25 protein-coding genes are annotated in these 23,983 nt (G+C 70.3%); 20 read left to right on the top strand and 5 right to left on the bottom strand.

Features of this window, described 5'->3' with window-relative positions; all coding sequences use genetic code 11:
* The first annotated feature begins 4 nt into the window (after positions 1–4).
* Genes ABZS61_RS04345 through prcA form a run of 3 tightly spaced genes read left to right on the top strand, consistent with a single transcriptional unit; the run spans position 5 to position 2,252 of the window.
* On the top strand, positions 5–598 hold the full coding sequence (locus ABZS61_RS04345; protein WP_356415887.1) for an endonuclease VII domain-containing protein: 594 nt from the start codon (positions 5–7) through the stop codon (positions 596–598).
* The gene (prcB, locus tag ABZS61_RS04340) at positions 550–1,395 is read left to right on the top strand and encodes a proteasome subunit beta (protein WP_356415884.1); all 846 of its coding nucleotides are present in this window, start codon (positions 550–552) and stop codon (positions 1,393–1,395) included. Before ABZS61_RS04345 ends, prcB begins: the two co-directional genes overlap by 49 nt.
* A 56-nt stretch (positions 1,396–1,451) precedes the next feature.
* Positions 1,452–2,252: a proteasome subunit alpha gene (gene prcA, locus ABZS61_RS04335; protein ID WP_356415881.1), complete on the top strand. Its 801-nt coding sequence runs from the start codon at positions 1,452–1,454 to the stop codon at positions 2,250–2,252.
* A gap of 62 nt (positions 2,253–2,314) precedes the next feature.
* Here prcA and ABZS61_RS04330 read toward each other — a convergent pair whose 3' ends face one another.
* Positions 2,315–3,355: a LacI family DNA-binding transcriptional regulator gene (locus ABZS61_RS04330; RefSeq protein ID WP_356415877.1), complete on the bottom strand. Its 1,041-nt coding sequence runs from the start codon at positions 3,353–3,355 to the stop codon at positions 2,315–2,317.
* A 132-nt stretch (positions 3,356–3,487) separates the two neighbouring features.
* Between ABZS61_RS04330 and ABZS61_RS04325 the strand changes: the two genes are divergently transcribed.
* From ABZS61_RS04325 to ABZS61_RS04270, 12 genes are all read left to right on the top strand, one after another.
* Positions 3,488–4,747, top strand: a complete 1,260-nt coding sequence (locus tag ABZS61_RS04325) for an MFS transporter (RefSeq protein WP_356415874.1) — start codon at positions 3,488–3,490, stop codon at positions 4,745–4,747.
* Between the two features lie 9 nt (positions 4,748–4,756).
* Positions 4,757–6,118 (top strand): Pup--protein ligase, encoded by a 1,362-nt coding sequence (gene pafA, locus ABZS61_RS04320; RefSeq protein WP_356415872.1) that lies wholly within the window; start codon positions 4,757–4,759, stop codon positions 6,116–6,118.
* 122 nt (positions 6,119–6,240) lie between these two features.
* Entirely contained in the window at positions 6,241–7,170 is a 930-nt protein-coding gene (locus ABZS61_RS04315) for an FKBP-type peptidyl-prolyl cis-trans isomerase (RefSeq protein ID WP_356415869.1), read from the top strand.
* 43 nt (positions 7,171–7,213) lie between these two features.
* Entirely contained in the window at positions 7,214–7,588 is a 375-nt protein-coding gene (locus tag ABZS61_RS04310; RefSeq protein ID WP_356415866.1) for an FKBP-type peptidyl-prolyl cis-trans isomerase, read from the top strand.
* A 113-nt stretch (positions 7,589–7,701) separates the two neighbouring features.
* Complete coding sequence (locus ABZS61_RS04305) at positions 7,702–8,655, top strand: WYL domain-containing protein (RefSeq protein WP_351180466.1); 954 nt, start codon at positions 7,702–7,704, stop codon at positions 8,653–8,655.
* Positions 8,656–8,669: 14 nt separating this feature from the next.
* Entirely contained in the window at positions 8,670–9,626 is a 957-nt protein-coding gene (locus ABZS61_RS04300; protein ID WP_356415861.1) for a WYL domain-containing protein, read from the top strand.
* Between the two features lie 34 nt (positions 9,627–9,660).
* A complete protein-coding gene (locus tag ABZS61_RS04295) occupies positions 9,661–9,936 on the top strand; it encodes a hypothetical protein (protein WP_356415858.1) in 276 nt (91 codons plus the stop codon).
* A 38-nt stretch (positions 9,937–9,974) separates the two neighbouring features.
* Positions 9,975–10,172, top strand: a complete 198-nt coding sequence (locus ABZS61_RS04290; RefSeq protein ID WP_356415855.1) for a hypothetical protein — start codon at positions 9,975–9,977, stop codon at positions 10,170–10,172.
* Between the two features lie 218 nt (positions 10,173–10,390).
* Positions 10,391–10,684, top strand: coding sequence for a Sec-independent protein translocase subunit TatA (gene tatA, locus ABZS61_RS04285; RefSeq protein ID WP_356415852.1), 294 nt, complete (start codon positions 10,391–10,393; stop codon positions 10,682–10,684).
* Between the two features lie 49 nt (positions 10,685–10,733).
* Entirely contained in the window at positions 10,734–11,699 is a 966-nt protein-coding gene (gene tatC, locus ABZS61_RS04280) for a twin-arginine translocase subunit TatC (protein WP_356415849.1), read from the top strand.
* Between the two features lie 41 nt (positions 11,700–11,740).
* Positions 11,741–12,631: a diacylglycerol kinase gene (locus ABZS61_RS04275; protein WP_356415846.1), complete on the top strand. Its 891-nt coding sequence runs from the start codon at positions 11,741–11,743 to the stop codon at positions 12,629–12,631.
* A 50-nt stretch (positions 12,632–12,681) separates the two neighbouring features.
* Positions 12,682–15,510, top strand: a complete 2,829-nt coding sequence (locus tag ABZS61_RS04270; RefSeq protein ID WP_356415843.1) for a DEAD/DEAH box helicase — start codon at positions 12,682–12,684, stop codon at positions 15,508–15,510.
* A 101-nt stretch (positions 15,511–15,611) separates the two neighbouring features.
* Here ABZS61_RS04270 and ABZS61_RS04265 read toward each other — a convergent pair whose 3' ends face one another.
* From ABZS61_RS04265 to ABZS61_RS04250, 4 genes are all read right to left on the bottom strand, one after another.
* Positions 15,612–16,052 carry an SPW repeat protein gene (locus tag ABZS61_RS04265; RefSeq protein WP_356415837.1) on the bottom strand — a complete coding sequence of 147 codons (441 nt, stop codon included), beginning with the start codon at positions 16,050–16,052 and terminating at the stop codon, positions 15,612–15,614.
* 89 nt (positions 16,053–16,141) lie between these two features.
* Positions 16,142–17,152 (bottom strand): ADP-ribosylglycohydrolase family protein, encoded by a 1,011-nt coding sequence (locus ABZS61_RS04260; RefSeq protein ID WP_356415834.1) that lies wholly within the window; start codon positions 17,150–17,152, stop codon positions 16,142–16,144.
* 28 nt (positions 17,153–17,180) lie between these two features.
* Positions 17,181–17,825 carry a fasciclin domain-containing protein gene (locus ABZS61_RS04255; RefSeq protein ID WP_356415831.1) on the bottom strand — a complete coding sequence of 215 codons (645 nt, stop codon included), beginning with the start codon at positions 17,823–17,825 and terminating at the stop codon, positions 17,181–17,183.
* 76 nt (positions 17,826–17,901) lie between these two features.
* Positions 17,902–19,530, bottom strand: a complete 1,629-nt coding sequence (locus tag ABZS61_RS04250) for a molybdopterin-dependent oxidoreductase (RefSeq protein WP_356415828.1) — start codon at positions 19,528–19,530, stop codon at positions 17,902–17,904.
* A 157-nt stretch (positions 19,531–19,687) separates the two neighbouring features.
* Between ABZS61_RS04250 and ABZS61_RS04245 the strand changes: the two genes are divergently transcribed.
* The 5 genes from ABZS61_RS04245 (at position 19,688) to ABZS61_RS04225 (ending at position 23,967) form a co-directional block, all read left to right on the top strand.
* A complete protein-coding gene (locus tag ABZS61_RS04245; RefSeq protein ID WP_356415825.1) occupies positions 19,688–20,959 on the top strand; it encodes an FAD-dependent oxidoreductase in 1,272 nt (423 codons plus the stop codon).
* Entirely contained in the window at positions 20,953–21,678 is a 726-nt protein-coding gene (locus ABZS61_RS04240; RefSeq protein WP_356416409.1) for a DUF1365 domain-containing protein, read from the top strand. Before ABZS61_RS04245 ends, ABZS61_RS04240 begins: the two co-directional genes overlap by 7 nt.
* Before the next feature lie 131 nt (positions 21,679–21,809).
* Complete coding sequence (locus tag ABZS61_RS04235; RefSeq protein WP_356416406.1) at positions 21,810–23,030, top strand: cyclopropane-fatty-acyl-phospholipid synthase family protein; 1,221 nt, start codon at positions 21,810–21,812, stop codon at positions 23,028–23,030.
* Positions 23,027–23,167 (top strand): hypothetical protein, encoded by a 141-nt coding sequence (locus tag ABZS61_RS04230; protein ID WP_356415822.1) that lies wholly within the window; start codon positions 23,027–23,029, stop codon positions 23,165–23,167. Before ABZS61_RS04235 ends, ABZS61_RS04230 begins: the two co-directional genes overlap by 4 nt.
* Complete coding sequence (locus tag ABZS61_RS04225) at positions 23,164–23,967, top strand: DUF1295 domain-containing protein (protein ID WP_356415819.1); 804 nt, start codon at positions 23,164–23,166, stop codon at positions 23,965–23,967. The genes ABZS61_RS04230 and ABZS61_RS04225 overlap by 4 nt, the downstream gene beginning before the upstream one ends.
* Positions 23,968–23,983: the final 16 nt, after the last annotated feature.

The raw sequence follows: 23,983 nt of genomic DNA, 5'->3' as shown, positions 1-23,983 counted from the left end.
CTTAATGTCCGATATTCCTGCCGGGAGAAAGTGCTCTCGCTGTCGAGAAACTCTGCCGACAGAGTCCTTCGCCAGTAACAGGGCGATGCGGGACGGCCTCCAGGCGTACTGCCGGGAATGCTCTGCCGAGTACTACCGGCAGCGCCAGGAGGCCAGGGGCAAGTCCGTTCGAGTCAAGGTGCCCGTGCCGCGGGGATATAAGCGCTGCCCGCAGTGCGGCGAGGTGAAACCGCACGATCAGTGGGAGCGCAACAGGGCGTCTTCCGATGGCTTGTCGAGCTACTGCCGCCCCTGCCGGGCCGAGCGAAACCGAATCAGCTACTTCCAGTGCAAGTACGGCCTCAGTCCAGCGGAGTTGGACGGGCTGATCGCCGCTCAGCAGGGTGTCTGCTGCATTTGTCTAACTGCTCAGGCTGAGCATGTGGATCACTGTCATGAGACGGGTAGGGTCCGTGGCGTACTGTGCTTCAGCTGCAACGCAGCCCTGGGGCAGTTCAAGGATCGGCCGGATGCCATAAGGCGTGCAGCCGCATACGTGGAGGGAAACGCGTGGAAGCCAACACTCGTAGCACCGGGCGTCTACCAGCTGCCTTCCTGACGCCGGGTTCGTCCTCGTTCATGGACTTCCTGTCCGACCAGTCGCCCTCGATGCTTCCGGGCAACCGGACCCTGCCGCCGCTGAAGGGAGCCATCGAGGCCCCGCACGGTACGACGATCGTCGCGGCCTCCTTCCCCGGCGGCGTGGTGCTCGCCGGTGACCGGCGCGCGACCATGGGGAACATGATCGCGCAACGGGACATCGAGAAGGTGTTCCCGGCGGACGAGTACTCGGCGGTGGGGATCGCCGGCACGGCCGGTCTCGCCGTGGAGATGGTCAAGCTGTTCCAGCTCGAACTGGAGCACTTCGAGAAGGTCGAGGGAGCCACACTCTCCCTGGAGGGCAAGGCGAACCGGCTCTCCACGATGATCCGCAGCAATCTGGCGATGGCCATGCAGGGCCTGGCGGTCGTCCCGCTGTTCGCCGGCTACGACATCGACCGCGAGAAGGGCCGGATCTTCTCGTACGACGTCACCGGCGGGCGTTCCGAGGAACACGGTTACGCGGCCACCGGGTCCGGCTCCGTCTTCGCCCGGGGCTCGATGAAGAAGCTGTACCGCAACGACCTGACGGAGGAGCAGACGCTCACCCTGGTCGTGCAGGCGCTGTACGACGCCGCCGACGACGACTCGGCGACCGGTGGCCCGGACGTCGCGCGCCGGATCTACCCGATCGTCACCGTCATCACCGACGAGGGCTTCCGCAAGCTGGACGACACGGAGTCCGCGGAGATCGCGCGCGCGATCCTGGAGCGTCGGCTCGAGCAGCCCGACGGCCCGCGTGCCGCGCTGCTCTGACCGGTCCTGATGCTCCTCCGATGCACTCGTCACTGACAGAAAGGGACGGATAGCCGGTGTCGACGCCGTTCTATGTCTCACCTCAGCAGGCCATGGCCGACCGGGCGGAATACGCCCGTAAGGGCATTGCTCGTGGTCGCAGCCTGGTTGTGCTGCAGTTCGCCGACGGCATTGTGTTCGTCGGCGAGAACCCGTCCCGTGCGCTGCACAAGTTCAGCGAGATCTACGACCGGATCGGCTTCGCCGCCGCCGGCAAGTACAACGAGTACGAGAACCTCCGGATCGGCGGTGTGCGCTATGCGGATCTGCGCGGATACACCTACGACCGCGACGATGTGACGGCCCGTGGGCTGGCCAACGTCTACGCGCAGACCCTCGGCACCATCTTCTCCAGCGCCGCCGAGAAGCCGTACGAGGTGGAGCTGGTGGTCGCCGAGGTCGGTGCCGGGCCGGAGGGCGACCAGATCTACCGGCTTCCGCACGACGGTTCGATCGTGGACGAGCACGGCTCGGTCGCGGTCGGCGGCAACGCCGAGCAGATCAGCACGTTCCTCGATCAGCGCCACCGTGACGGGATGTCGCTCGCGGAGGCGCTGAAGCTGGCTGTGCAGGCGCTGTCGCGAGAGGCCAACGGAAATGAGCGGGAGATTCCCGCCGAGCGGCTCGAAGTCGCGGTCCTGGACCGTACGAGGCCGCAGCAGCGCAAGTTCAAGCGGATCGTCGGCCGGCAGCTGACGCGGCTGCTGGACGCGGACGGTGCGGGAGCGACCCCGACGGACGCCCCGTCGGACACCGAGGAAGCCGACGCCCCGGCCGAGACGACAGGCGAGACGACCGACGAGTCGACGCAGGAGTAGCCGCCCCGGGCAGGTATCCGTCCGGTGCCCCCGGCAGCCGTACCCGGCTGCCGGGGGCACCGTCACGTCCGGATGCCGTCGGCGGGCGGCGGCGCTGTGGAACCGCGGACCACCAGGCGCACGGGGAGGCTGCCCGGTTCCGCGGGCCGGCCGTCCAGGACGGCGAGCAGGGCCGCCATGCCGCGCTCGCCCACCTGTTCGGCCGGCAGCTGCACCGTGGTGAGCTCCGGTTCCACCGCTGTGGCGAGGGCGAGGTCGTCGAAGCCGGTCACGGAGATGTCGTCGGGCACCCGCAGCCCGTGCCTGCGTACCGCCTTGCAGGCTCCGGCGGCCAGAATGTCGTCGTCGCAGACGATCGCCGTCGGCAGCGGTCCGGGGGCGGCCAGGACCGCCTCCGTGGCCTCGCGCCCGGCCCGTACGTCCAGCGGGGACGCCACACGGCGGACGGCGGCGCCGGGGACGTCCCGCACGGCGTCCGCCAGGGCGCGGGCACGCTCCGCGAAGGTCCAGGTGTCCACGCCGGAGGCGAGGTGGACGAAGCGGCGGTGGCCGAGGGCCAGCAGATGTTCCGCCACCTGGCGCATTCCGTCCGCGATGTCGAGGTTCACCTGTGCCGCCGTGCCGTGCTCATCGGGGTCGCTGTCCAGCATCACCAGGGGCAGATCCGCGCCGCGGAGGGCACCCAGTGCGTCGGCGGCCATGGACGAGGCGATGACACCGTCGAGCGCCGCACGGGCCGACGCGAACGGGTCCTTGGCCGGTCCTGTGCCATCGGGCGAGGGGTAGAGCACGACGCCGAAGTCGTGCTCGGCCGCGACGGCGGCGGCGCCCGTGTAGACCCGGGCGAAGAACTCGTTGGTGAGCGCGGGCACCACGAGGAGCGCGGTGCGGGTGCGGCCGAGCCGGAGACTGCGAGCGGCGAGGTTGGGCCGGTAGCCGAGGTCCCGGGCGCTGTCGCGGACTCGCCCGGCGGTCGCCTCGGACACCCGTCCCTGCCATTTGCCGCCGAGTACGAGCGAGACGGTGGCCTGCGAGACGCCCGCGGCCCGGGCCACGTCGCGGCTGGTGGGCCGGGGTGGGGCGGGCCGCTGCGCGCTGCTCACTCGTGCCTCCGTGCTGGACCGGCCAGCCGCCGTGGGATGGACTCGCGGACTGCGCACATGGTACGTATGAACCTCGACGTTATACGTAAAACTTCAGTGGAGCGCGCAGCGCACCGGGGGAGAGAGGCGGACATGGCCGCGGGATATCTGGACATCCTCCGAGCGCGGCATGCCGCCCGACTGCTGGCAGGGACCCTGGTGGGGCGGCTGCCCAACGGCACCGCCCCTATCGCGATCGTCCTGTTCACCCGGGCCGAGGGCGGCAGCTACACCCTGGCCGGTGGCCTCGCCGCCGCATACGGCCTGGCCACGGCCGTGGGGCAGCCCCTCCTGGGCAGAGCCGTGGACCTCTACGGACAGCCGCGCGTCCAGCTCCCCGCCGCCGTGCTCTCCGCGCTCGGCATGGCCGCGCTGGCCCTGGTGGGCCTCGGCTCGCTCCCGCTGGCCTGCGCGGCGGTGATCGTGGCAGGGGTCTTCACACCGCCGCTGGAGGGCGGCCTGCGGGCCCTGTGGCCGACGGTGCTGGGCCGTGAGGACCGGGTCCACCGGGCGTACGCCATGGACGCGGTGGCCCAGGAAGTGATGTTCACCCTGGGCCCGCTCCTCGTCACGGTCCTGGTGTCGCTCTGGTCACCGGCCGCCGCGCTGCTGGCCATCAACGCCCTGGGCGTCCTCGGAGCGCTTTCCGTGGTGCTGTCCGAGCCTTCCCGCACCTGGCGCTCCGCTCCCCGCGAGGCGCACTGGCTGGGGGCGCTGCGCTCGCGCGGGCTGCTGGCCCTGCTGGGGTCGTTCTTCTTCGTCGGGCTCGCGCTCGGCTCGATCACGGTGGCGGGCGTCGCGTACGCCGACGACCACGGCCAGGAGTCCGTGTACGGCTGGCTGATGGCCGCGCTCGGACTGGGCGCGCTGATCGGCGGTGTCGCGTACGGGGCGCGCCAGTGGGCGGGGGCACCCGAGCGGCGGCTGCGGGGCATCGTCGCGCTGCTGGCCCTGTGCTACCTGCCCCTGATGCTGACCCCCGGGGTGCCCGCCATGACCGCGCTGTCCGCGCTCGCGGGAGTCTTCCTCGCGCCGGCCATCGCCTGCTCGTTCATCGTGGTCGACCGGCACGCCCCGCGGGGCACGGTGACCGAGGCGTTCTCCTGGCTCGTGACGACCTTCGGTGTGGGCGCCGCGGCCGGAACGGCCGTGGCGGGCCCGGCCGTCGAGCTCGGCGGAACGGCGTCGGGTTTCGCCGTCGCGGGGGCCGGGGGAGTGGCTGCGCTGCTGGTTCTGCTGGCCACCGGAAGGGTCCTCGCAGTTCCCGGGCGTGGGCCCGCTGTTGTGACCGGATCGGAAAATGATCGAAACGGTGCTGCCGAACCCGGTTTCAGCTCAGGCCGTAAGGCGTAATGTTCAGTCATGGACCGCCGCATTTTCGGGCTGGAGAACGAGTACGGCGTCACGTGCACGTTCAGGGGACAGCGCCGACTGTCACCTGACGAAGTGGCGCGCTACCTCTTCCGCCGTGTTGTGTCATGGGGCCGCAGCAGCAATGTCTTTCTGCGGAACGGCGCCCGCCTCTACCTCGACGTGGGATCGCATCCGGAATACGCCACACCCGAATGCGACAACCTGACCGAACTGGTCACGCACGACAAGGCAGGCGAACGCATTCTCGAAGGCCTGCTCGTCGACGCCGAACGCCGCCTGCACGAGGAGGGAATCGCGGGCGACGTCTATCTCTTCAAGAACAACACCGACTCGGCGGGAAACTCCTACGGGTGCCACGAGAACTATCTCGTGGCCCGGCACGGAGAATTCTCCCGGCTCGCGGACATCCTCATTCCGTTCCTCGTCACCCGGCAGCTGATCTGTGGTGCCGGCAAGGTGCTGCAGACCCCGCGCGGCGCGGTCTACTGCGTCAGCCAGCGTGCCGAGCACATCTGGGAGGGCGTCAGTTCCGCCACGACGCGTTCCCGGCCGATCATCAACACCAGGGACGAACCGCACGCCGACGCGGAGCGGTACCGCCGCCTCCACGTCATCGTCGGTGACTCCAACATGTCCGAGACGACCATGCTGCTCAAGGTCGGCGCGACCGACCTGGTGCTCCGCATGATCGAGGCGGGCACGGTGATGCGCGACCTGACCCTGGAGAACCCGATCCGGGCCATCCGCGAGGTCAGCCACGACATCACCGGGCAGCGCAAGGTGCGCCTGGCCAGTGGCCGGGAGGCATCGGCCATCGAGGTCCAGCGCGAGTACTACGAGAAGGCCGTCGACTTCGTCGAACGCCGGGGCATCCGCACCGGCACCGTCGACCAGGTCCTCGAACTGTGGGGCCGCACGCTGGACGCCATCGAGGCGGAGGACCTCGACCGGATCGGCACCGAGATCGACTGGGTCATGAAGTACAAGCTCATCGAGCGGTACCGGGCCAAGCACAACATGACCATGTCGAACCCGAGAGTCGCGCAGATAGACCTCGCCTACCACGACATCCACCGGCGGCGCGGGCTGTACTACCTCCTGGAGCGCAAGGGCCAGACCGCCCGCATCTGCAACGACCTGAAGATCTTCGAGGGCAAGTCGGTGCCCCCGCAGACGACCAGGGCACGGCTGCGCGGCGACTTCATCCGCAGGGCCCAGGAGCAGCGGCGGGACTTCACCGTCGACTGGGTCCACCTCAAGCTCAACGACCAGGCGCAGCGCACCGTGTTGTGCAAGGACCCGTTCCGCTCCGTCGACGAACGGGTGGAGAAACTGATCGCGGGTATGTGATCCGGACGGGACATCTCCCCGCCCCGCAAGCGACAGGGCCCCGTACGTTCCTCGTGCGGGGCCCTTCGCTCGGCCTAGAGTGTCCGGGACCGTTCACGTGCCGTCTGAGATCTGAGGAACCAGTGCGCCGACTTGCCGGCCTTCTCGTCGTCCCCCTTCTGCTGCTGTCCACAGCGGCATGCGGCGACGACAAGGCCTCCGACTCCGCCTCCGAGGGCAATCCCGCGATCACCGCGGGAGCGAAATTCGGCGAGAAGCCCACCCTGGCGAAGGGTGAGGGCGATCCGCCCAAGGAGCTGAAGACCGACGTCATCAGTGAGGGTGACGGCGCGAAGCTCAAGAACGGCGACGCGATCCAGGTCAACTACCTCGGGCAGGCGTGGAACTCCACCAAGCCGTTCGACAACAGCTTCGACAAGGGCCAGCCCTTCGATCTGACGCTCGGTGCCGGCATGGTCATCCAGGGCTGGGACAAGGGTCTGGTCGGCCAGAAGGTCGGCAGCCGCGTCCAGCTCGTCATCCCGCCGGACCTCGCCTACGGCGAGCAGGGGCAGGGAGACATCAAGCCCAACTCCACCCTCGTCTTCGTCGTCGACGTGGTGAAGGCGACGCAGGTTCCGAAGTCCGCCGAGGGCACCCCGGTCGCCCAGGACAACATCGACCTGCCGAAGGTCGGCACGAACACCGACGGCAAGGCACCGAAGATCACGTTCCCCAAGGGCAACCCGCCCAAGAAGCTGGTCTCCAACTACGTCCTGGAGTCCGACGGGGACGTCATCAAGGAGAGCGACAGCATCGTCGTGAACTACGAGGCCTACCTGTGGAAGGGCGCCAAGAAGTTCGACAGCACCTACGACACGGGCAAGACCGCGACCTTCCCGCTGGCCCAGATCACCGTCAAGGGTCTGAAGAACGGGCTGGTCGGCAAGAAGGTCGGCAGCCGCGTGCTGCTCGTCATCCCGCCGGACCAGGCCTTCGGCAAGGAGGCGCAGCAGACCATTCCTGCCAACTCGACGCTCGTATGGTCCGTGGACATCCTGACAAAGATGTAAGACTGTCCCGGTTGCCCAGTTCATCATTTAGAGGAGCAGTTCAGTGAGCATCGAGAAGCCCGAGATCGACTTCCCGGGTGGCGAGCCGCCGGCCGACCTGGAGATCAAGGACATCTGGGAGGGCGACGGACCGGTGGCCCAGGCGGGCCAGACCGTCTCCGTGCACTACGTGGGTGTGGCGTTCTCCACCGGCGAGGAGTTCGACGCTTCGTGGAACCGCGGCACCCCGCTGCAGTTCCAGCTCGGTGCCGGTCAGGTCATCGCCGGCTGGGACCAGGGCGTCCAGGGCATGAAGGTCGGCGGGCGTCGCCAGCTGACCATCCCCGCGAACCTCGCCTACGGCGACCGCGGCGCGGGTGGCGGTTCCATCGCGCCCGGCGAGACGCTCATCTTCGTCTGTGACCTGGTCGGCGTCTGATCCGTCCGGACTCAGGAGCGAGGGCCCGCGCCGCAAGGCGCGGGCCCTCGCTTTGGTCCGGACACCCCGGGGCGGTACGGTCGACGGTCGTACCATGTAGAGAAAGGGCGTCGATGGCGATTGCCAAGGCCGAACGGCTGATGAACCTGGCACTGTGTCTGCTGGGTACCCGGCGCCCGCTCAGCAAACGTGAGCTCCGCGGGTCCATCGAGGCCTATATGGAAGCGGGCTCGGACGAATCCTTCAACCGGATGTTCGAGCGCGACAAGGACGATCTGCGCGAACTCGGTCTGGTCATCGAGACCGTGGAGAACCTGGACGGCGACACCGGGTACCTCGCGCGCCGCGACAGCAACCGGCTGCCCCCCATCACGCTGGACGCCGAGGAGGCCGCGGCCCTCGGGCTCGCCGCCAAGGTCTGGCAGCAGGCGAGGCTGGCCGGGGCCGCCAGCGGCGCCCTGCAGAAGCTACGGGCAGCGGGCATGCCGGAGGCCGAGGACGCGTACGAGGTGCACAGCGCCCTCGAACCCCGCATTCCGGTCCACGAGGCCGCCTTCGAGCCGCTGATGCTCGCCTGCAGGGACCGCCGCCCCGTCACCTTCGACTACCGCAAGGCCAACGCGGCCCGTCCCGAGCAGCGCCAGGTGGAGCCCTGGACGCTCGAGTGCTGGCGCGGCCACTGGTACCTGGCCGGCTGGGACCGCGACAGGGGCGCCGAGAGGGTCTTCCGGCTGTCCAGGATCGCCGGCCGCGTCCGCTCCCGGGCCGGGGCCTTCACTGCCCCGGTGCCCGATGTGGTGACCGTGCGCGAGACCGTGGAGAGCTGGGCGGGGGAGACCGCGACCAGGACCGCCCGGATCAGGCTGCGCGCCGGGTCCGGCTACCCGCTGCGCTCCCGCGCGATATCCGTACGGGAACTCGGGGACGGCTGGGACGAGTTGGAGATTCCGTACGGACACGGACTGGACGCCTGGCTCGTCGAGTTCGGACCCGACGTGGTCGTGAGGGAGCCCGCCGATCTGCGGGCCGACGTGATGGACCGGCTGCGTGCCGTGGCCAAGGACTGAGGGGACCCGTACTCGTGGCCACGAACGCGATCGACCAGACCAGGCGGATGCTCTCCCTGGTGACGTACCTGCGCGAGCGCCCCGGCGCCCACGTCCAGGACGTCGCCCGGGCCTTCGGGATCACCGAGGACGAGCTGATCTCCGACCTCGACGTGCTCCCCATGTGCGGGACCAGCTTCCGCGGCGGTGACCTGCTCGACATCGACACCGACGGCGACCGGATCTGGTGGCACAACCCGGACGACGTGGCGGAGCCGCTCAGGCTGGCCGCGGACGAGGCCACGGCGCTGCTGGTCGCGGCCCGCGCGGTGGCCACGCTGCCCGGACTGCGCGAGAGCGACCGGCAGGCGCTGGTGCGTGCGACCGCGAAGCTGGAGACGGCGGCCGGAGAGGTCGGGGCCGCGAGTTCGCGGCTCTCGGTCACCTTCGAGTCCGAGGGCGGGGTCTTCGCCGAGGTCGACCGGGCGATCTCCGAGCGCCGACGCCTCTGGCTGCGGTACTACTCTCCCGCGCGCGACGAGCTCACCGAGCGCGAGGTGGACCCGATCCGCCTGTTCGCCGTCGGCCACACCTACATGGAGGGCTGGTGCCGGCTCTCCGAGGCGCGGCGTACGTTCCGGCTCGACAGGGTCGCCGAGATCCGGCTGCTCGACGCCCCGGCCGCACCGCCGGAGCTCGAACTCCGTGATCTTTCGGAGGGCCTGGTGCAGCCGGCGGCCGAGGACCCGGAGGTCGTCGTCGAGGTGGGGCCCGGGGGCCGGTGGGTCGCCGAGTACTACCCGCACGACAGCGCGGAGGAACTGCCCGACGGGGGCCTGCGGATCACTCTCCGCACCCCCGACCCCGCCTCGCTGCGCAGGCTGGCCCTGAGGCTGGGCGGAGAAGGGCGCATCACGGCGCCGGAGGACCTCGCGCAGAGTGCGCGGCTGGCGGCCCGGGAAGCACTCGCCGCCTATGACGGCGCCCTTTGAGCGGCTACCGGAACACGGAGGAGACAGAGGCCGTATGACTGCGATATCGAGTAGGCAGACCGGGCCGGTAGCGGTACCGGTGCCCGCCACCGTCCGGTTCCGGGCGGCCTGCCCGGACTGCCGCGGGAGATTCGAGCTGGCGGCGGGTGCCCTGCGCCTCGCGATAGGCGCGAGCCGTCGCACGACCTTCTACTCCTTCACCTGCCCCGAGTGCGGCTCGGCCGTCCGCAAGCCCGCCGGGGAGCGCATCATCGAACTCCTCACCGGCGGCGGAGTGCGGACCCTTCGCCTCCACACCGCCCTGCGGTGACCGCCCCGCAGTAACGAGAAAACATCGAGGCTCCGTCCATGTTCTGGCCCATGCTCGCCATCGCTCTGGGATTCCTCGGCCTGGCCGTGCTCGGAATCCTGGCCGTCAAGGTCTTCATCGAGGCGCAACGGCTCGGCCGACAGGTTTCGGCCACCACGAAGCGGATCAACCGAGCGGCGGAGGATCTCGAACGAGCGGCCACCGGTCTCGCGGACACCGGAGAGGCCCTGCGATAGCAGGGGAGCGGCCTTAAGGATTCACCGGTTCGGGGGGTACTCTGCTGGAGTCGGCCCAGGCTAGGGAGGTGCGGGCCGCAAGCGGGAGTATGCACGGGCATTGCCTCGCGTTTACCCCTGCGGGTTACGATCGCTGCCAGCGCGCAGGTCGGACGTACGTCCGGTCGAACGGGTAGCGAGCCCACCCTCCAGTCGCCTCAGTGAGAAGGAAGTCGCACATGATCGGCAATCTGAAGCCCCTCGAGATCGTTCTGATCATCGCTGTCATCCTGCTGCTCTTCGGTGCCAAGAAGCTTCCTGACATGGCGCGTTCGCTCGGCAAGTCGGCCCGCATCCTCAAGAGCGAGGCCAAGGCCATGAAGAAGGACGACGCGGATCCCGCGGCGCCCACCACGGAGACCGTCGCGGACACCACCCCGCAGCCGGCCCCCGCCAAGACGATCCAGGCCGCCCCGGGAGACGTCACCAGCTCCCGCCCGGTCAGCGAGGCCAAGCCCACCACCCAGAGCTGACAGCCGACGCGCTTCACCGACAGCTGCCGCACGAGACGAGGGAAGTGGGTTGCTCAAGTCTGCCCGCAAGCAGGAGAAGGACGACGAGGGGCGGATGCCCCTCCTCGATCACCTGCGTGAGCTGCGCAACCGACTGCTGAAGTCGGTACTTGCCATCGTGATCGCCGTGATCGCGGCAGCGTTCTTCCAGAAGGAAATCTTCGAGTTCCTGATGAAGCCGATCCTGGACTCGGTCGGCTGCAAGAACGGCGCCGTGACCATGGTCAACGGTCGGCCGTGTGCGGAGATGACCACCAACGGTCTGCTCTCGCCCTTCACCATCGCGCTGAAGGTGTCCCTGATGGCGGGCGTGCTGGTGGCCACGCCTGTATGGCTCTACCAGCTGTGGGCGTTCGTCGCCCCGGGCCTGCACAAGCAGGAGAAGCGCTACTCGATGGCCTTCGTGGCGGCCGGGGTCCCGCTCTTCCTCGCCGGCGCCTACCTCGCGTACATGATCCTTCCGCAGACCGCGGAGATCATGCTCGGCTTCACGCCGGACAACGTGAAGAACCTGCTGCCCCTGGACGACTTCCTCGACCTCATCACGCGGATGGTGCTCGTCTTCGGGCTGGCCTTCGAGCTGCCCCTGCTCCTCATCCTGCTCAACATGACGGGGGTCCTGTCCGGAGCCCGCATGCTGCGCTGGTGGCGCGGGATGCTCGTCGGACTCACGGCGTTCGCAGCCATCGCGACGCCGGGCGGCGAGCCCATCTCGATGCTTCTGCTGGCGGGCCCGCTCGCGGTGCTCTACTTCATCGCGGTCGGTTTCTCCCTCCTCAACGACAAACGCAGGCGGCGCCGCAACCCCGACGCCGAACTCGACGACGACGAGGCGTCACAGCTGGACCTCACGCCCGAGGACGTCGGTGCGGTCGAGGGCGTCTCCGCCTCACGGGCAGCCCTGCCCGAGCAGGCCAGTGGTGATTCGGACGGTGCCCGATCTCACCGCCTGAACGGTTACGACGACATCACCTGATCTTGTAGGGTCCTCCCCCAGACTCCGTCCAAGGGACCCCAGTGACCAGCGAGATCACCCTCTTCGTCAATCCCACCGCAGGACGCGGCCGGGGCGCGCGTGCCGCGCAGCCGGCCGCTTCCGCGTTGCGGGACGCCGGATTCTCCGTGCGGACCGTGCTCGGCGAGGATGCCGACGACGCCCTGAGGCGGGCCCGCGAGGCCGTGGCCGCCGGGACCGGCGCACTGATAGCCGTGGGCGGGGACGGCATGATGTCCCTCGCCCTGCAGGCTGTCGCCGGCACCGGGACACCGCTGGGCGTCGTCGCCGTCGGTACCGGCAACGACTTCGCCCGCGCCCTCGGACTGCCGATCCGTGACCCGGCGGCGGCGGGACGGCTGGCCGCCGAGGCGCTCAAGGCGGGGACCGAGCGCGAGATCGACCTCGGCCGGGTCGGCGAGCGCTGGTTCGGCTCCGTGCTCGCCTCCGGGTTCGACTCGCGGGTCAACGACCGCGGCAACCGGATGCGCTGGGTCGGCGGGCGTTTCAAGTACGACCTGGCGATCCTCGCCGAACTGGCGGCCTTCCGGCCGATTCCGTACCGGATCCGGCTGGACGGAGGTCCGGTGCGCGAGATCGAGGCGACGCTGATCGCCGTCGGCAACGGGTCCACGTACGGCGGGGGCATGCGGATCTGCGCGGACGCGGTCATGGACGACGGGCTCTTCGACGTCACCGTGGTCGGGGACTGCAGCCGGTCCACCCTGCTCAAGGTGTTCCCGAAGGTGTACAAGGGGACGCATCTCGGCCACCCCGACGTGACCGTGCACCGGGTGGCCTCGATCGAGCTGGCCGCGGCCGGTGTGACCGCGTACGCCGACGGCGAGCCGCTGGGGGCCCTGCCCCTCACGGCGACGTGCGTAGCCGGCGCCGTCCGGGTCCTTTCACGGTGAATTTAAAGATCGGGCTGACTGTCATACCTGGCGGGTAGGCTCGTATCAAGATGACAGAGGACCTCTCACCAGCTGAGCGATACCAGGCTTCCCGGGTCCGTGCGGCCGAGCAGGCCACCGCCCTCGGGCCCTTCCGCGAGATGTACGAGTTCGGACTGGACCCGTTCCAGATCGAGGCCTGCCAGGCCCTTGAGGCGGGCAAGGGGGTGCTGGTCGCGGCCCCCACGGGGTCGGGCAAGACGATCGTCGGCGAATTCGCCGTACACCTGGCCCTGGAGCAGGGCCGCAAGTGCTTCTACACGACGCCGATCAAGGCGCTGTCCAACCAGAAGTTCACCGACCTGGTCAGGCGCTACGGCGCGGACAAGGTCGGACTGCTCACCGGGGACAACAGCGTCAACGCGGACGCACCCGTGGTCGTCATGACCACCGAGGTGCTGCGCAACATGCTGTACGCGGGCTCCCAGTCGCTCACCGGCCTCGGCTACGTGGTGATGGACGAGGTGCACTACCTCTCCGACCGCTTCCGCGGCGCCGTGTGGGAGGAAGTGATCATCCACCTGCCGGAGTCGGTGACTCTGGTGTCGCTGTCGGCCACCGTGTCCAATGCCGAGGAGTTCGGCGACTGGTTGGACACCGTCCGGGGCGACACCCAGGTGATCGTCTCCGAGCACCGGCCGGTTCCGCTGTGGCAGCACGTCATGGCCGGACGCCGGATGTACGACCTCTTCGAGGAGGAGACCGACCACGGCGGCAGGGGCACCGGCCGGCGCGAGGTCAACCCCGACCTCGTCAGGCTCGCCCGCATGGAGAACCAGCGCGGGTACAACCCGCGTGAGCGCCGCAAGGGCAAGATGGTCCGCGAGGCCGACCGCGAGCGCGAGCGGCGTCAGCGCAGCCGGATCTGGACCCCGGCCAGGCCCGAGGTCATCGACCGGCTCGATGCCGAGGGGCTGCTGCCCGCCATCACGTTCATCTTCAGCCGGGCCGGCTGCGAAGGGGCCGTCCAGCAGTGCCTGCAGGCGGGGCTGCGGCTCAACGACGAGGACAAGCGCCGGCTGGTGCGGGAGATCGTCGAGGAGCGGACGGCGTCCATTCCCCCCGAGGACCTCCATGTCCTCGGGTACTACGAGTGGCTCGAAGGCCTGGAGCGGGGCATCGCCGCGCACCACGCAGGCATGCTGCCGACCTTCAAGGAGGTCGTCGAGGAGCTCTTCGTCCGCGGCCTGGTCAAGGCGGTCTTCGCGACGGAGACACTGGCGCTCGGCATCAACATGCCGGCGCGCTCCGTGGTGCTGGAGAAGCTCGTCAAGTGGAACGGCGAGCAGCATGCCGACATCACCCCCGGCGAGTACACCCAGCTGACCGGGCGGGCCGGGCGCCGAGGCATCGATGTCGAGGGCCATGCGGTGGTCCTGTGGCAGCGGGGCATGGACCCGGGCGCGCTCGCCGGACTCGCGGGTACCCGTACGTATCCGCTGCGTTCCAGCTTCCGGCCCTCGTACAACATGGCCGTGAACCTCGTGCAGCAGTTCGGGCGGCACCGGTCGCGTGAGCTGCTGGAGACCTCCTTCGCACAGTTCCAGGCGGACCGTTCGGTCGTCGGCATCTCCCGGCAGGTCCAGCGCAACGAGGAAGGACTGGAGGGCTACCGCGAGGGCATGACCTGCCATCTCGGGGACTTCGAGGAGTACGCGCGGCTGCGCCGCGACCTCAAGGACCGGGAGACGGACCTCGCCAAGCAGGGTGCGGCGCAGCGGCGGGCCGCTGCCGCGTCGTCGCTGGAGAAGCTCAAGCCCGGTGACGTCATCCATGTGCCGACCGGCAAGTTCGCGGGACTGGCGCTGGTGCTGGATCCGGGGCTGCCGGGCGGACGCACCAACGGGCACCGCGGGCTGGAGTACCACGACGGGCCGCGTCCGCTGGTGCTGACCGTCGAGCGCCAGGTCAAGCGGCTGGCCCACATCGACTTCCCGGTGCCGGTGGAGGCTCTGGAGCGGATGCGGGTCCCCAAGTCGTTCAACCCGCGTTCCCCGCAGTCGCGCCGCGATCTGGCGTCCGCGCTGCGCAGCAAGGCAGGGCACATCGATCCGGGACGCCACCGCAAGGAGCGGGCCGCGGCGGCCGACGACCGGGAGATCGCCCGGCTGCGTACCGAGCTGCGCGCGCACCCGTGCCACGGGTGCGACGAGCGTGAGGACCACGCCCGGTGGGCGGAGCGGTACCACCGGCTGCAGCGCGACACCCGGCAGCTGGAGCACCGGATCGAGGGGCGGACGAACACGATCGCCCGTACCTTCGACCGGATCGTCGCCCTCCTCACCGAGCTCGACTACCTGCGGGCCAGCGAGGTCACGGACAACGGCAGGCGGCTGGCACGGCTCTACGGCGAGCTGGACCTGCTGGCGAGCGAGTGCCTGCGCGAAGGCGTCTGGGAGGGGCTGAACCCCGCCGAGCTCGCCGCGTGCGTATCGGCGCTGGTCTACGAGTCGCGTCAGGCGGACGACGCGGTGGCACCCAAGCTGCCGTCCGGTCCGGCGAAGACGGCGATGGGCGAGATGGTCCGCATCTGGGGCAGGCTCGACGCCCTGGAGGAGGACTTCAAGATCAGCCAGACGGAGGGGGTCGGCCAGCGCGAACCCGACCTCGGCTTCGCCTGGGCCGTCTACATGTGGGCCTCGGGGCGGACGCTGGACGAGGTGCTGCGGGAGGCGGAGATGCCTGCCGGCGACTTCGTGCGCTGGTGCAAGCAGGTCATCGACGTGCTCGGCCAGATCGCGGCCGCCGCACCCAGGGACGGGAGTTCGGTGGCGAAGAACGCGCACAAGGCCGTGGACGGAGTGCTGCGGGGCGTGGTGGCGTACAGCTCCGTGGGGTGATCCCGGCGGGGTGATCCCGCCGGGTCGGAACAGCGAAGTGGCCGCAGGCGGGTTCGTGCCTGTGGCCACTGCTGTGCGTTCGCCGTTCGCGGTCCTCTCCGCTATGTCTTCTTGTTCATCACCGCGAGGCCCGCGCAGACCGCCCCCAGCACGACAGCCAGGCCTCCGACGATCACGTTGTTGAGGATGACGCCCATATCGGGGCTCGAGCCCACGATCCAGGGCGACACGATGAGCCAGGCGCCCAGGGCGCAGATGGCAATGCTCATGCCGGTCATCCGCTCCGGCATGGCGGTGAAGCACAGTGCCAGAACGGCGATCGCGATGCCGATGACGAGGTTGTGTGTCACCAGGGCCGGCTGGCTCGCCGTGAAGTGCAGCACCCAGGGCGAGACGGCGCAGTACAGACCGAGGAGGAACACGGGTGCGTCGGCGAGAGCGGTACTACGGCCGCCGCCGCTCATCACGCGGTCGTGGCGCTCCCGCATCTCATCGGCATCGGGATGGCCCGACAGGTCACTCCTGTGCGAGACGTTACTCATGAGATCGTCTCCTTCGTCCCTTGGAAGGGCGACCGCGGTACGGATGGCGCGGTCATCGTCTCTCCAGCCAGTGTGCTCTTATATGTCTCTTATGTGTAGGTTTTCGGGCGGTGGAATCCTGCGTTTCCGTCGAGCCGCTCGGCCAGTGACACCAGGTCCGCGGCCTGCAGCACCCGGTCCCCGTACCCCGGCAGCGGAACGTGCAGGGTTCGCGTCCAGCGTTCCGGGACGGCGCCGAGCCCGTACACCGCTCCTGCCAGTCCGCCGGTGACCGCCGCGACCGTGTCGGTGTCCCCGCCCACGTCGACCGCGGCGGCGAGAGCGCCCTCGAAGCCGGAGGTGGTGCGCAGAGCCCAGAGCGCGGTGCCGAGGCAGGGCCATACCGCGCCGTTGAACTCGGTCGCGTCGTCCGGATGCCAGTCCGGCGCGAGCACGGCCGCCCAACGGTCCCGGTGGTCGTCATGCACCTCGGCGAGAGCGCCGGGGACGGCGGCGAGAGGATCGTCGCCGTCCAGGGCGACGCGCACCAGCTCGTGAAAGACGGCGGTGCCTTCCCACGCGGCCCGGTCGCCATGGGTCAGGGCCGCGATGCGGCGGGCCGCGTACATGGTCGCCGCCCGTCCCTGCCGTGCGAAATACACGGCGGAGGTGGTCGCCCGCATCAGCGAACCGTTGCCCGCCGCGTGCGCGTTGATCTGGAAGTGCAGGGCGGCGGCCGTGTCCCAGGGATCCCCGCTCGTCAGGACGTCCTCGGTCTGCAGGCCGATGTCCTTGGGTTCGCCGGCCGCCCAGCGCCTGAACCGTTCGAAAATGTCGGGGAGTTCGAGGCCGCCGTTCTCCAGCAGCGACTCGCCGACCAGGACGGCCATCTGTGTGTCGTCCGTGGCCTCGCCCGGATCCCAGCCCCCGCCCCCGCACAGCGTCCCCACGCCGTCCGGGAAGCGGGCGCCGAACACACCCGGCGCCCCGAACTCGAAGGGGGCGCCCAGTGCGTCGCCGGCCGCGGAACCGACCACGGCACCGGCGGCCCGGTCCCTCCGGGCCGCCGGTGCCGGTTCGTTCGTTCCAGGAGTGCGGCCCTGGGGTCCCGTTCTGCTCATACGGTCAGCGTACGAGCAGAAGGGGACGTCAGGCGGCCGGCATCAGGACGGTGTCGATGATGTAGACCGTGGCGTTGGCGGTCGGGACGTTGCCGCAGACGACCTTCGAGGAGTCGTTCACGGTGTACGTCATGTCCGAACCGGACGTCGCCAGCTGCGTCTTGGCCAAGGTGTCGAAGGAGCCCTTGTCCAGCTGCGAGGGCGTCAGCTTCTCGCCCACGACGTGCGAGGTGAGCACCTTGGTGAGTGCGGCCTTGTCGGCGAGCAGCTTGTCCAGGTCGGCCTTCGGGATCTTCGCGAAGGCGTCGTCGGTCGGGGCGAACACCGTGACGTTCTCGGCGCTGTTCAGGGTGTCGACGAGGCCGGCCTGCTTGACTGCCGTGACCAGGGTGGACAGCGCCGGGTTGTTCGACGCCGCCGTGGCGACGGGGTCCTGCGCCATCCCCGCGAAGGAGCCGGCGCCGTCCTTCGGGACCGTGGCACAGGCCGGGCCGAACGGCTCGTCCATGGGCTGGGTCTCCTTGGCCGGAGCGCTCGATGCGGCCTTGTCCGCGCCGGAGTCGGAGCCCGACGCCGCAGGGTCGGAGTCGCTGGAGCAGGCGGTCAGCGCCAGCGGCAGCAGGGCGGCGGCGGAGACTGCGACGGCGACGCGGCGAAGGTGACGGCTGTTCATGGTGTGCTCCTGTGAGGGTCGTTGATCAGCGAAGGGAAGGGAGAAAGAAGAGGGATCGGCGGAAGGGGCCCGGAGGTCAGGACACGTCGACCACCACCGAGTGCCATCCGGTGGCACCGTCGGGCACGGTGCCGACCCGTTCGTCGGTCTGGGTGGCGCCGGTACGGTCCGTCGCGCGGACCTCGAGGGTGTGGTGGCCGGTCGTGGCCGGCCATTCCCACACCCATGGGCGCCAGGTGTCACGACCGGCCTCGGCGGCCAGCCGTGCGGTGTGCCAGGTGCCGCCGTCCACCCGGACCTCCACCCGGGCGATGCCCCGGTGCTGTGCCCACGCGACGCCGGCCACGGGCACGGTGCCCGCGCGCGGGGAGGCGAAGGGGCGGGGCGTGTCGATGCGTGACTGCGTCTTGACCGGAGCCTCGCGCGACCAGTCGCGCTCGACCCAGTACGCGTCGTACGCGTCGAACGTCGTGAGTTCGATGTCCCGGATCCACTTGCAGGCCGAGACGTAGCCGTACAGACCGGGAACGACCATCCGGACGGGGAAGCCGTGGTCGAACGGCAGGGGTTCGCCGTTCATCCCGACCGCGAGCAGTGCGTCACGGCCGTCCATGACCGCCTCGACCGGAGTGCCGATCGTCATCCCGTCGACGGAACGCGCCACGATCTGGTCCGCGGGCCCGCCCTTCGACGGGGGCTTCACCCCGGCCTCGCCCAGCAGGTCGGCCAGTCGCACGCCGATCCACCGGGCCGTGCCCACGTAAGGCCCGCCCACCTGGTTGGACACGCAGGTCAGCGTGATGTCCCGCTCGACGAGCTCGCGCCGCAGGAGGTCCTGGAAGCCGAGGGTGACGGGTCGCGCCACCCCCTTACCGCGGATCCGCAGCCGCCACCGGTCCGCGTCGACGCGCGGGACCACCAGGGCGGTGTCCACCCGGTAGAAATCCTTGTTCGGCGTCACGAAGGAACTCAGCCCCCGGATTCCCAGATCGGCGCCCCCGGGTACCGCGGGAGCCGGTGAGGCAGGTGCCGGGAGTGCGATCCTGCCGCGTGAGGCGGAGACCCCGGCCAGTTCGGATGCCTGGAGCCGACGGCCCAGGAGCCCGGCACCGGCCGAGGCCGCCGCCGCAGCGGTCGCCGCGATCACGAATCCGCGGCGGTCGAAGGCACCCTGCGTCCCGCCGTCCGTCTCCCCAGCCGCGGGAGACGGTCCGGCTGCCGGCGCGAGCCGTCCGGCCAGGAGGTACAGGACCCCCGCGGCCACCACGGCGCCCACGACCGACGGCAGCGCGTCGCCCGGGCGGCCCTCCGGCCGCCCGGCCGCCGCGACTGCGCCGACCACACCGAAGACCAGTACGGCCGCAGCGCCGCTGCGCCGGTGCCGCAGCGCGAGGATTCCGACCGCCATGGCGAAGAGCGCCAGGAGAACGAGGATCCCGACCTGCAGCACCAGCTTGTCGCCGGTGCCGAAGTTCCGTACGGCGAAGTCCTTGACGGCCGGGGGAGTGCGGTCGATGACCGCTCCGCCCACCGCCGTGACCGGCCCCGCCTCGGGACGTACGGCAGCCGCGACGAATTCGGCCACGCACAGGGCCGAGAACCCGGCGATGAGACCGCTGAGCGCGGTGAACGCGGCGCGTGCCCAGCGGGATCCCCGGGACCCGGAGGCCCCGTGCTCCTGCGAAACGTCTCGGTCTGTGCTCACACCAGGAGTTCGGCACCGGTGGGCCCGCGGATTGGTCGTTCACCCGGTCGAAGGAATGTCACGCAGCGGCCAATCCGCGGGCCCACCTGCACCGAATGACCTCTGAGGGGTGCTCCAGCAGGCCCCGGCCAGGTACGCAGCACGGGAAGGAACCCGAATGGCAGGGGAGCGGCGGCGCACAGCCGTGGTGGGCAGTGGAGCGGCGGGGCTGACCGCCGCGCACGTCCTGGGGAGGGAGCACGACGTGACGCTCGTCGAGGCGGACCACCGCGTCGGCGGGCATGCGCACACCCACGACCTGACCTCGTCGGACGGGCGGACACACCGCGTCGACTCGGGGTTCATCGTGCACAACAGGCGGACGTACCCGAACCTGCTCAGGCTCTTCGACGAACTGGGTGTGTCCACAAAGGAGTCGGAGATGAGCATGTCCGTGCGCTGCGAGGGGTGCGGCCTGGAGTACGCGGGTGCCCGGGGTGCCGCCGGACTGTTCGCCCGGCCCGGGGCCGTGCTCCGGGGCCGCTACCTGAGGATGCTCACCGAGGTGCCGCGGTTCCACCGGGCGGCAAGGGCGCTGCTCGCGATACCGGACGGCACCGGGGCCATGACACTGGGCGAGTTCGCCGCACGCGGCCGCTTCTCCCCCTACTTCTGCGCGCACTTCCTGACACCCATGGTCTCCGCGGTCTGGTCCTGCGACCCGGTGACCGCCCTGCGCTACCCGGCCCGGTACCTCTTCAGGTTCCTGGAGCACCACGGGATGCTCTCGATCGGCGACTCGCCGGTCTGGCGCACCGTCACCGGCGGATCGGGCGAATACGTCGACCGCATCACCAAGCAGGTGCACACCCTGCGGACGGCCGCCCCGGTCAGGGTCATCCGGCGGCACAGCGACGGCGTGGAGATCGTCACGGAGGACGGCACCACCGAGGAGTTCGACGCGGTGGTCGTCGCCACCCATCCGGACCAGGCCCTGCGGCTGCTGGCCGATCCCACCGACGAGGAGCAGCGGACCCTCGGCGCGTTCCGCTACTCCCACAACCCCACGCTGCTGCACACCGACACCACGCTCCTTCCGCGCAGCCGGGGCGCCGCGGCCTCCTGGAACTACCTGATGCCCTCCTGCGCGGCCGACGCGGACCGGGTCACCGTCAGCTACGACATGAACCGGCTCCAGCGGCTGGACGCTCCCGAGCGGTTCGTCGTCACGCTGAACGGCGCGGAGCGGGTCGACCCGGACCTCGTCCGGGCCCGCATGGTCTACGAACACCCCGTCTTCACCCCGGAATCGGTCGCCGCCCAGGCCAGGCTGCCGGCCCTTTCAGGACCCGTCACCGCCTACGCCGGGGCGTACCACGGCTGGGGGTTCCACGAGGACGGCTGCCGTTCCGGAGCCGAGGCGGCCGCCGCCCTGGGGGTGACCTGGTGACCGCCCTCTATCCGTGCGCGATCACCCATGTACGCACCGCGCCCCGCCGGTACGGCCTGCGGCACCGCAGCTATCTGTGGCTCATCGACCCGGACAGGCCGCCGCGGCTCCCGGCCGCCCTGCGCCCGTTGGCCCGCTTCGACGCGCGCGACCACTTCGGCGGCACGGCCCCCACGATCCGGGCCGGGCTGGAGCGGTTCCTCGCCGCCCGGGGCACCGACCTCGGCGACGGCACCGTCACGATGCTCACCCAGGCCCGGGTGTTCGGCCATGTCTTCAACCCGCTGACCGTCTACTGGTGCCACCGCCCCGACGGCACGCCGCTCTGCGTGGTCGCCGAGGTGCACAACACCTACGGGGAACGCCACGGCTACCTGCTGCGCCCGGACGCCACGGGCCGGGCGGTGACCGGCAAGGAGTTCTACGTGTCGCCGTTCTTCCCCGTGGACGGCGACTACCGCATGCGGCTGCCCGAGCCCGGCGCCGAGCTGAACCTGACGATCCATCTGGAGCGCGTGGACGCACGTCCGTTCACAGCGACCGTACGAGGAACGCGGCGTCCCGGCACGCCCGCCCAACTGCTCCGGCTGTTCCTGCGCCACCCCTTCTCCACCGTTGTCGTATCCGCCGCCATCCGGCTGCACGGCATCCGGCTGTTCCTGCGCCGACTGCCGGTTCAGCCACGTCCCCGCCACCGCGCCCAGGAAGGCATGCAGTGAAGGTGCCCACCTCTCCCACTCCCACCTCACCCACCCCCACCCCTCCCACTCCCACCGCCCCGCCCGTGACCCCCGCCCGCCGTGGCACCGTTCCGACCCAGGCCAGAGGCGCCAGGACCCCCCTCACGGGCATCGACCCGGACAGATGGCCCGATGTCGCGGCCCAGCCGCGGGCGTCCGGAGCCAGGACCGCCGTCGCCGAACGGCTCGTCCGGCACGCCCTCTCACGCCTCCCGCTGCGTGCCCGGCTCGCCGGCCGCGACAGCATCGGGCTGGGCGGGCCGCTCATGGAGATCCGGCGGCCCGACGCGTTCTTCCGGCGGATCGGCGCGAGCGGGCTGATCGGCTTCGGCGAGTCGTACATGGCCGGCGAATGGGACTCGCCGGAACTCGTCGGCGTCCTGACGGTCCTCGCCGGCAACGCGGCCGACGTCGTCCCCGCGCCGTTGCAGAAGCTGCGGAGACTGTGGGCGCTGCGGCAGCCCGCCGCGCAGACCAACACCCCCGAGGGTTCACGCGACAACATCAGCCACCACTACGACCTGTCGAACGACCTCTTCGCCCTCTTCCTCGACGACACGATGACGTACTCCTCGGCCGTCTTCCGCGGATTCCCGGCCGAGTACGACCTGCTGGCCGCCGGACAGCACCGCAAGATCGACCGGCTGCTCGACACGGCCGGCGTGAGGCGGGGCACCGAGCTGCTGGAGATCGGCACCGGCTGGGGCGAACTCGCCCTCCGGGCCGCCGAGCGCGGCGCCCGCGTCACCACTCTGACGCTCTCCCGGGAACAGCAGGAACTGGCCCGGGACAGGATCCGCGAGGCCGGCCACGAGGACCGCGTGGACGTGCGGCTCTGCGACTACCGCGACGTCACCGGCGAGTACGACGCGGTCGTGAGCGTCGAGATGATCGAGGCCGTCGGCGAGGAGTTCTGGCCGGTGTACTTCCGCACACTGGACCGCTGCCTCGCCCCCGGCGGGCGTATCGCGCTCCAGGCGATCACCATGCCGGACGACCGGATGCTCGCAAGCAGCAGCACCTACACCTGGATCCAGAAGTACATCTTTCCCGGCGGGCTCCTCCCCTCCACCGAGTCGATCGAGCGCGTCACCGGCGCACACACCACCCTGCGGACGAGGCAGCGCAGCACCTACGGCCTGCACTACGCCGAGACCCTCAGGCTGTGGCGTGAGCGCTTCGAGGAACGCGCCGCCCAGGTCGACGCCCTCGGCTTCGACGCGACCTTCCGGCGGATGTGGACCTTCTACCTCGCCTACTCCGAGGCCGGATTCCGGTCCGGCTATCTCGACGTGCAGCAGATTCTCCTGACCCGAGAGGACACCGCGTGAACACCCTCACCCGCTTCGCGGGCATGCCCGCCACCCGCCAGAACCGGTACCCGGGCCTCGGCGCCGCGGCCGGACAGGACGGTCACGCCCCGGCCGAACCGGTCGTCGCGGGGCCCCGCCCGGGGTCCTGCCGGTGAGCGGCTTCGCCTGGGCGGCGTTCGCGCAGAACCTGGCCGCGGCGGCGGGTGCCGCGCTCGCCGTCATGCTCGTGACGTTCCTGATCGCCCTGCGCAGGCGCCTGCACCGGATCGTCGACGTGGCGTGGGGCGTCAGCTTCGCGGCCGTCGCCGTCGTCTCGTACGCCATGTCGGCACAGGACGGGGACCACGCCCGCCGGCTCCTGGTGACCGCGCTCACCGTCGTCTGGGGGCTGCGGCTCGCCGTGCACATCGGACGGCGGGGCCGGGGCCACGGGGAGGATCCGCGGTACGAGGCCATGCTGGCCAAGGCGCCGGGGAGCCCCGAGCTGTACGCCCTGCGCAAGGTGTACCTGTTGCAGGGGGCGTTGGTCTGGCTCATCTCCGCGCCGGTACAGGCCGGTTACTACCTGCCGGGGCCGCTGGACGGGTGGGCCTGGGCCGGTGCCGCGCTGTGGGCGGTGGGGCTCGGCTTCGAGGCGGTGGGGGACGCGCAACTGGCCCGGTTCAAGGGCGATCCGGCGTACAAGGGCCGGATCATGGACCGGGGGCTGTGGTCCTGGACCCGGCACCCGAACTACTTCGGCGACTTCTGCGTCTGGTGGGGACTGTTCCTCGTGGTGTGTTCCGACCCCGCGGTCGCGGCGGCGACCCTCGTGTCGCCCGTGGTGATGAGCTTCCTGCTGATCAACGGCAGCGGCAAGGCGTTGTTGGAGCGGCACATGGCGGGACGGCCCGGCTACGACGCCTACCGGGCCCGTACGAGCGGATTCCTCCCGTGGCCGCCGGGGAAGCGCTGAACAGCCCCTGGGCGGG

The sequence above is a fragment of the Streptomyces sp. NPDC005566 genome (assembly GCF_040605575.1).
Taxonomy (GTDB): Bacteria; Actinomycetota; Actinomycetes; order Streptomycetales; family Streptomycetaceae; genus Streptomyces.
Note: the sequence above shows the minus strand (reverse complement) of the source record. Positions and strands in the feature narration are given on the sequence as shown.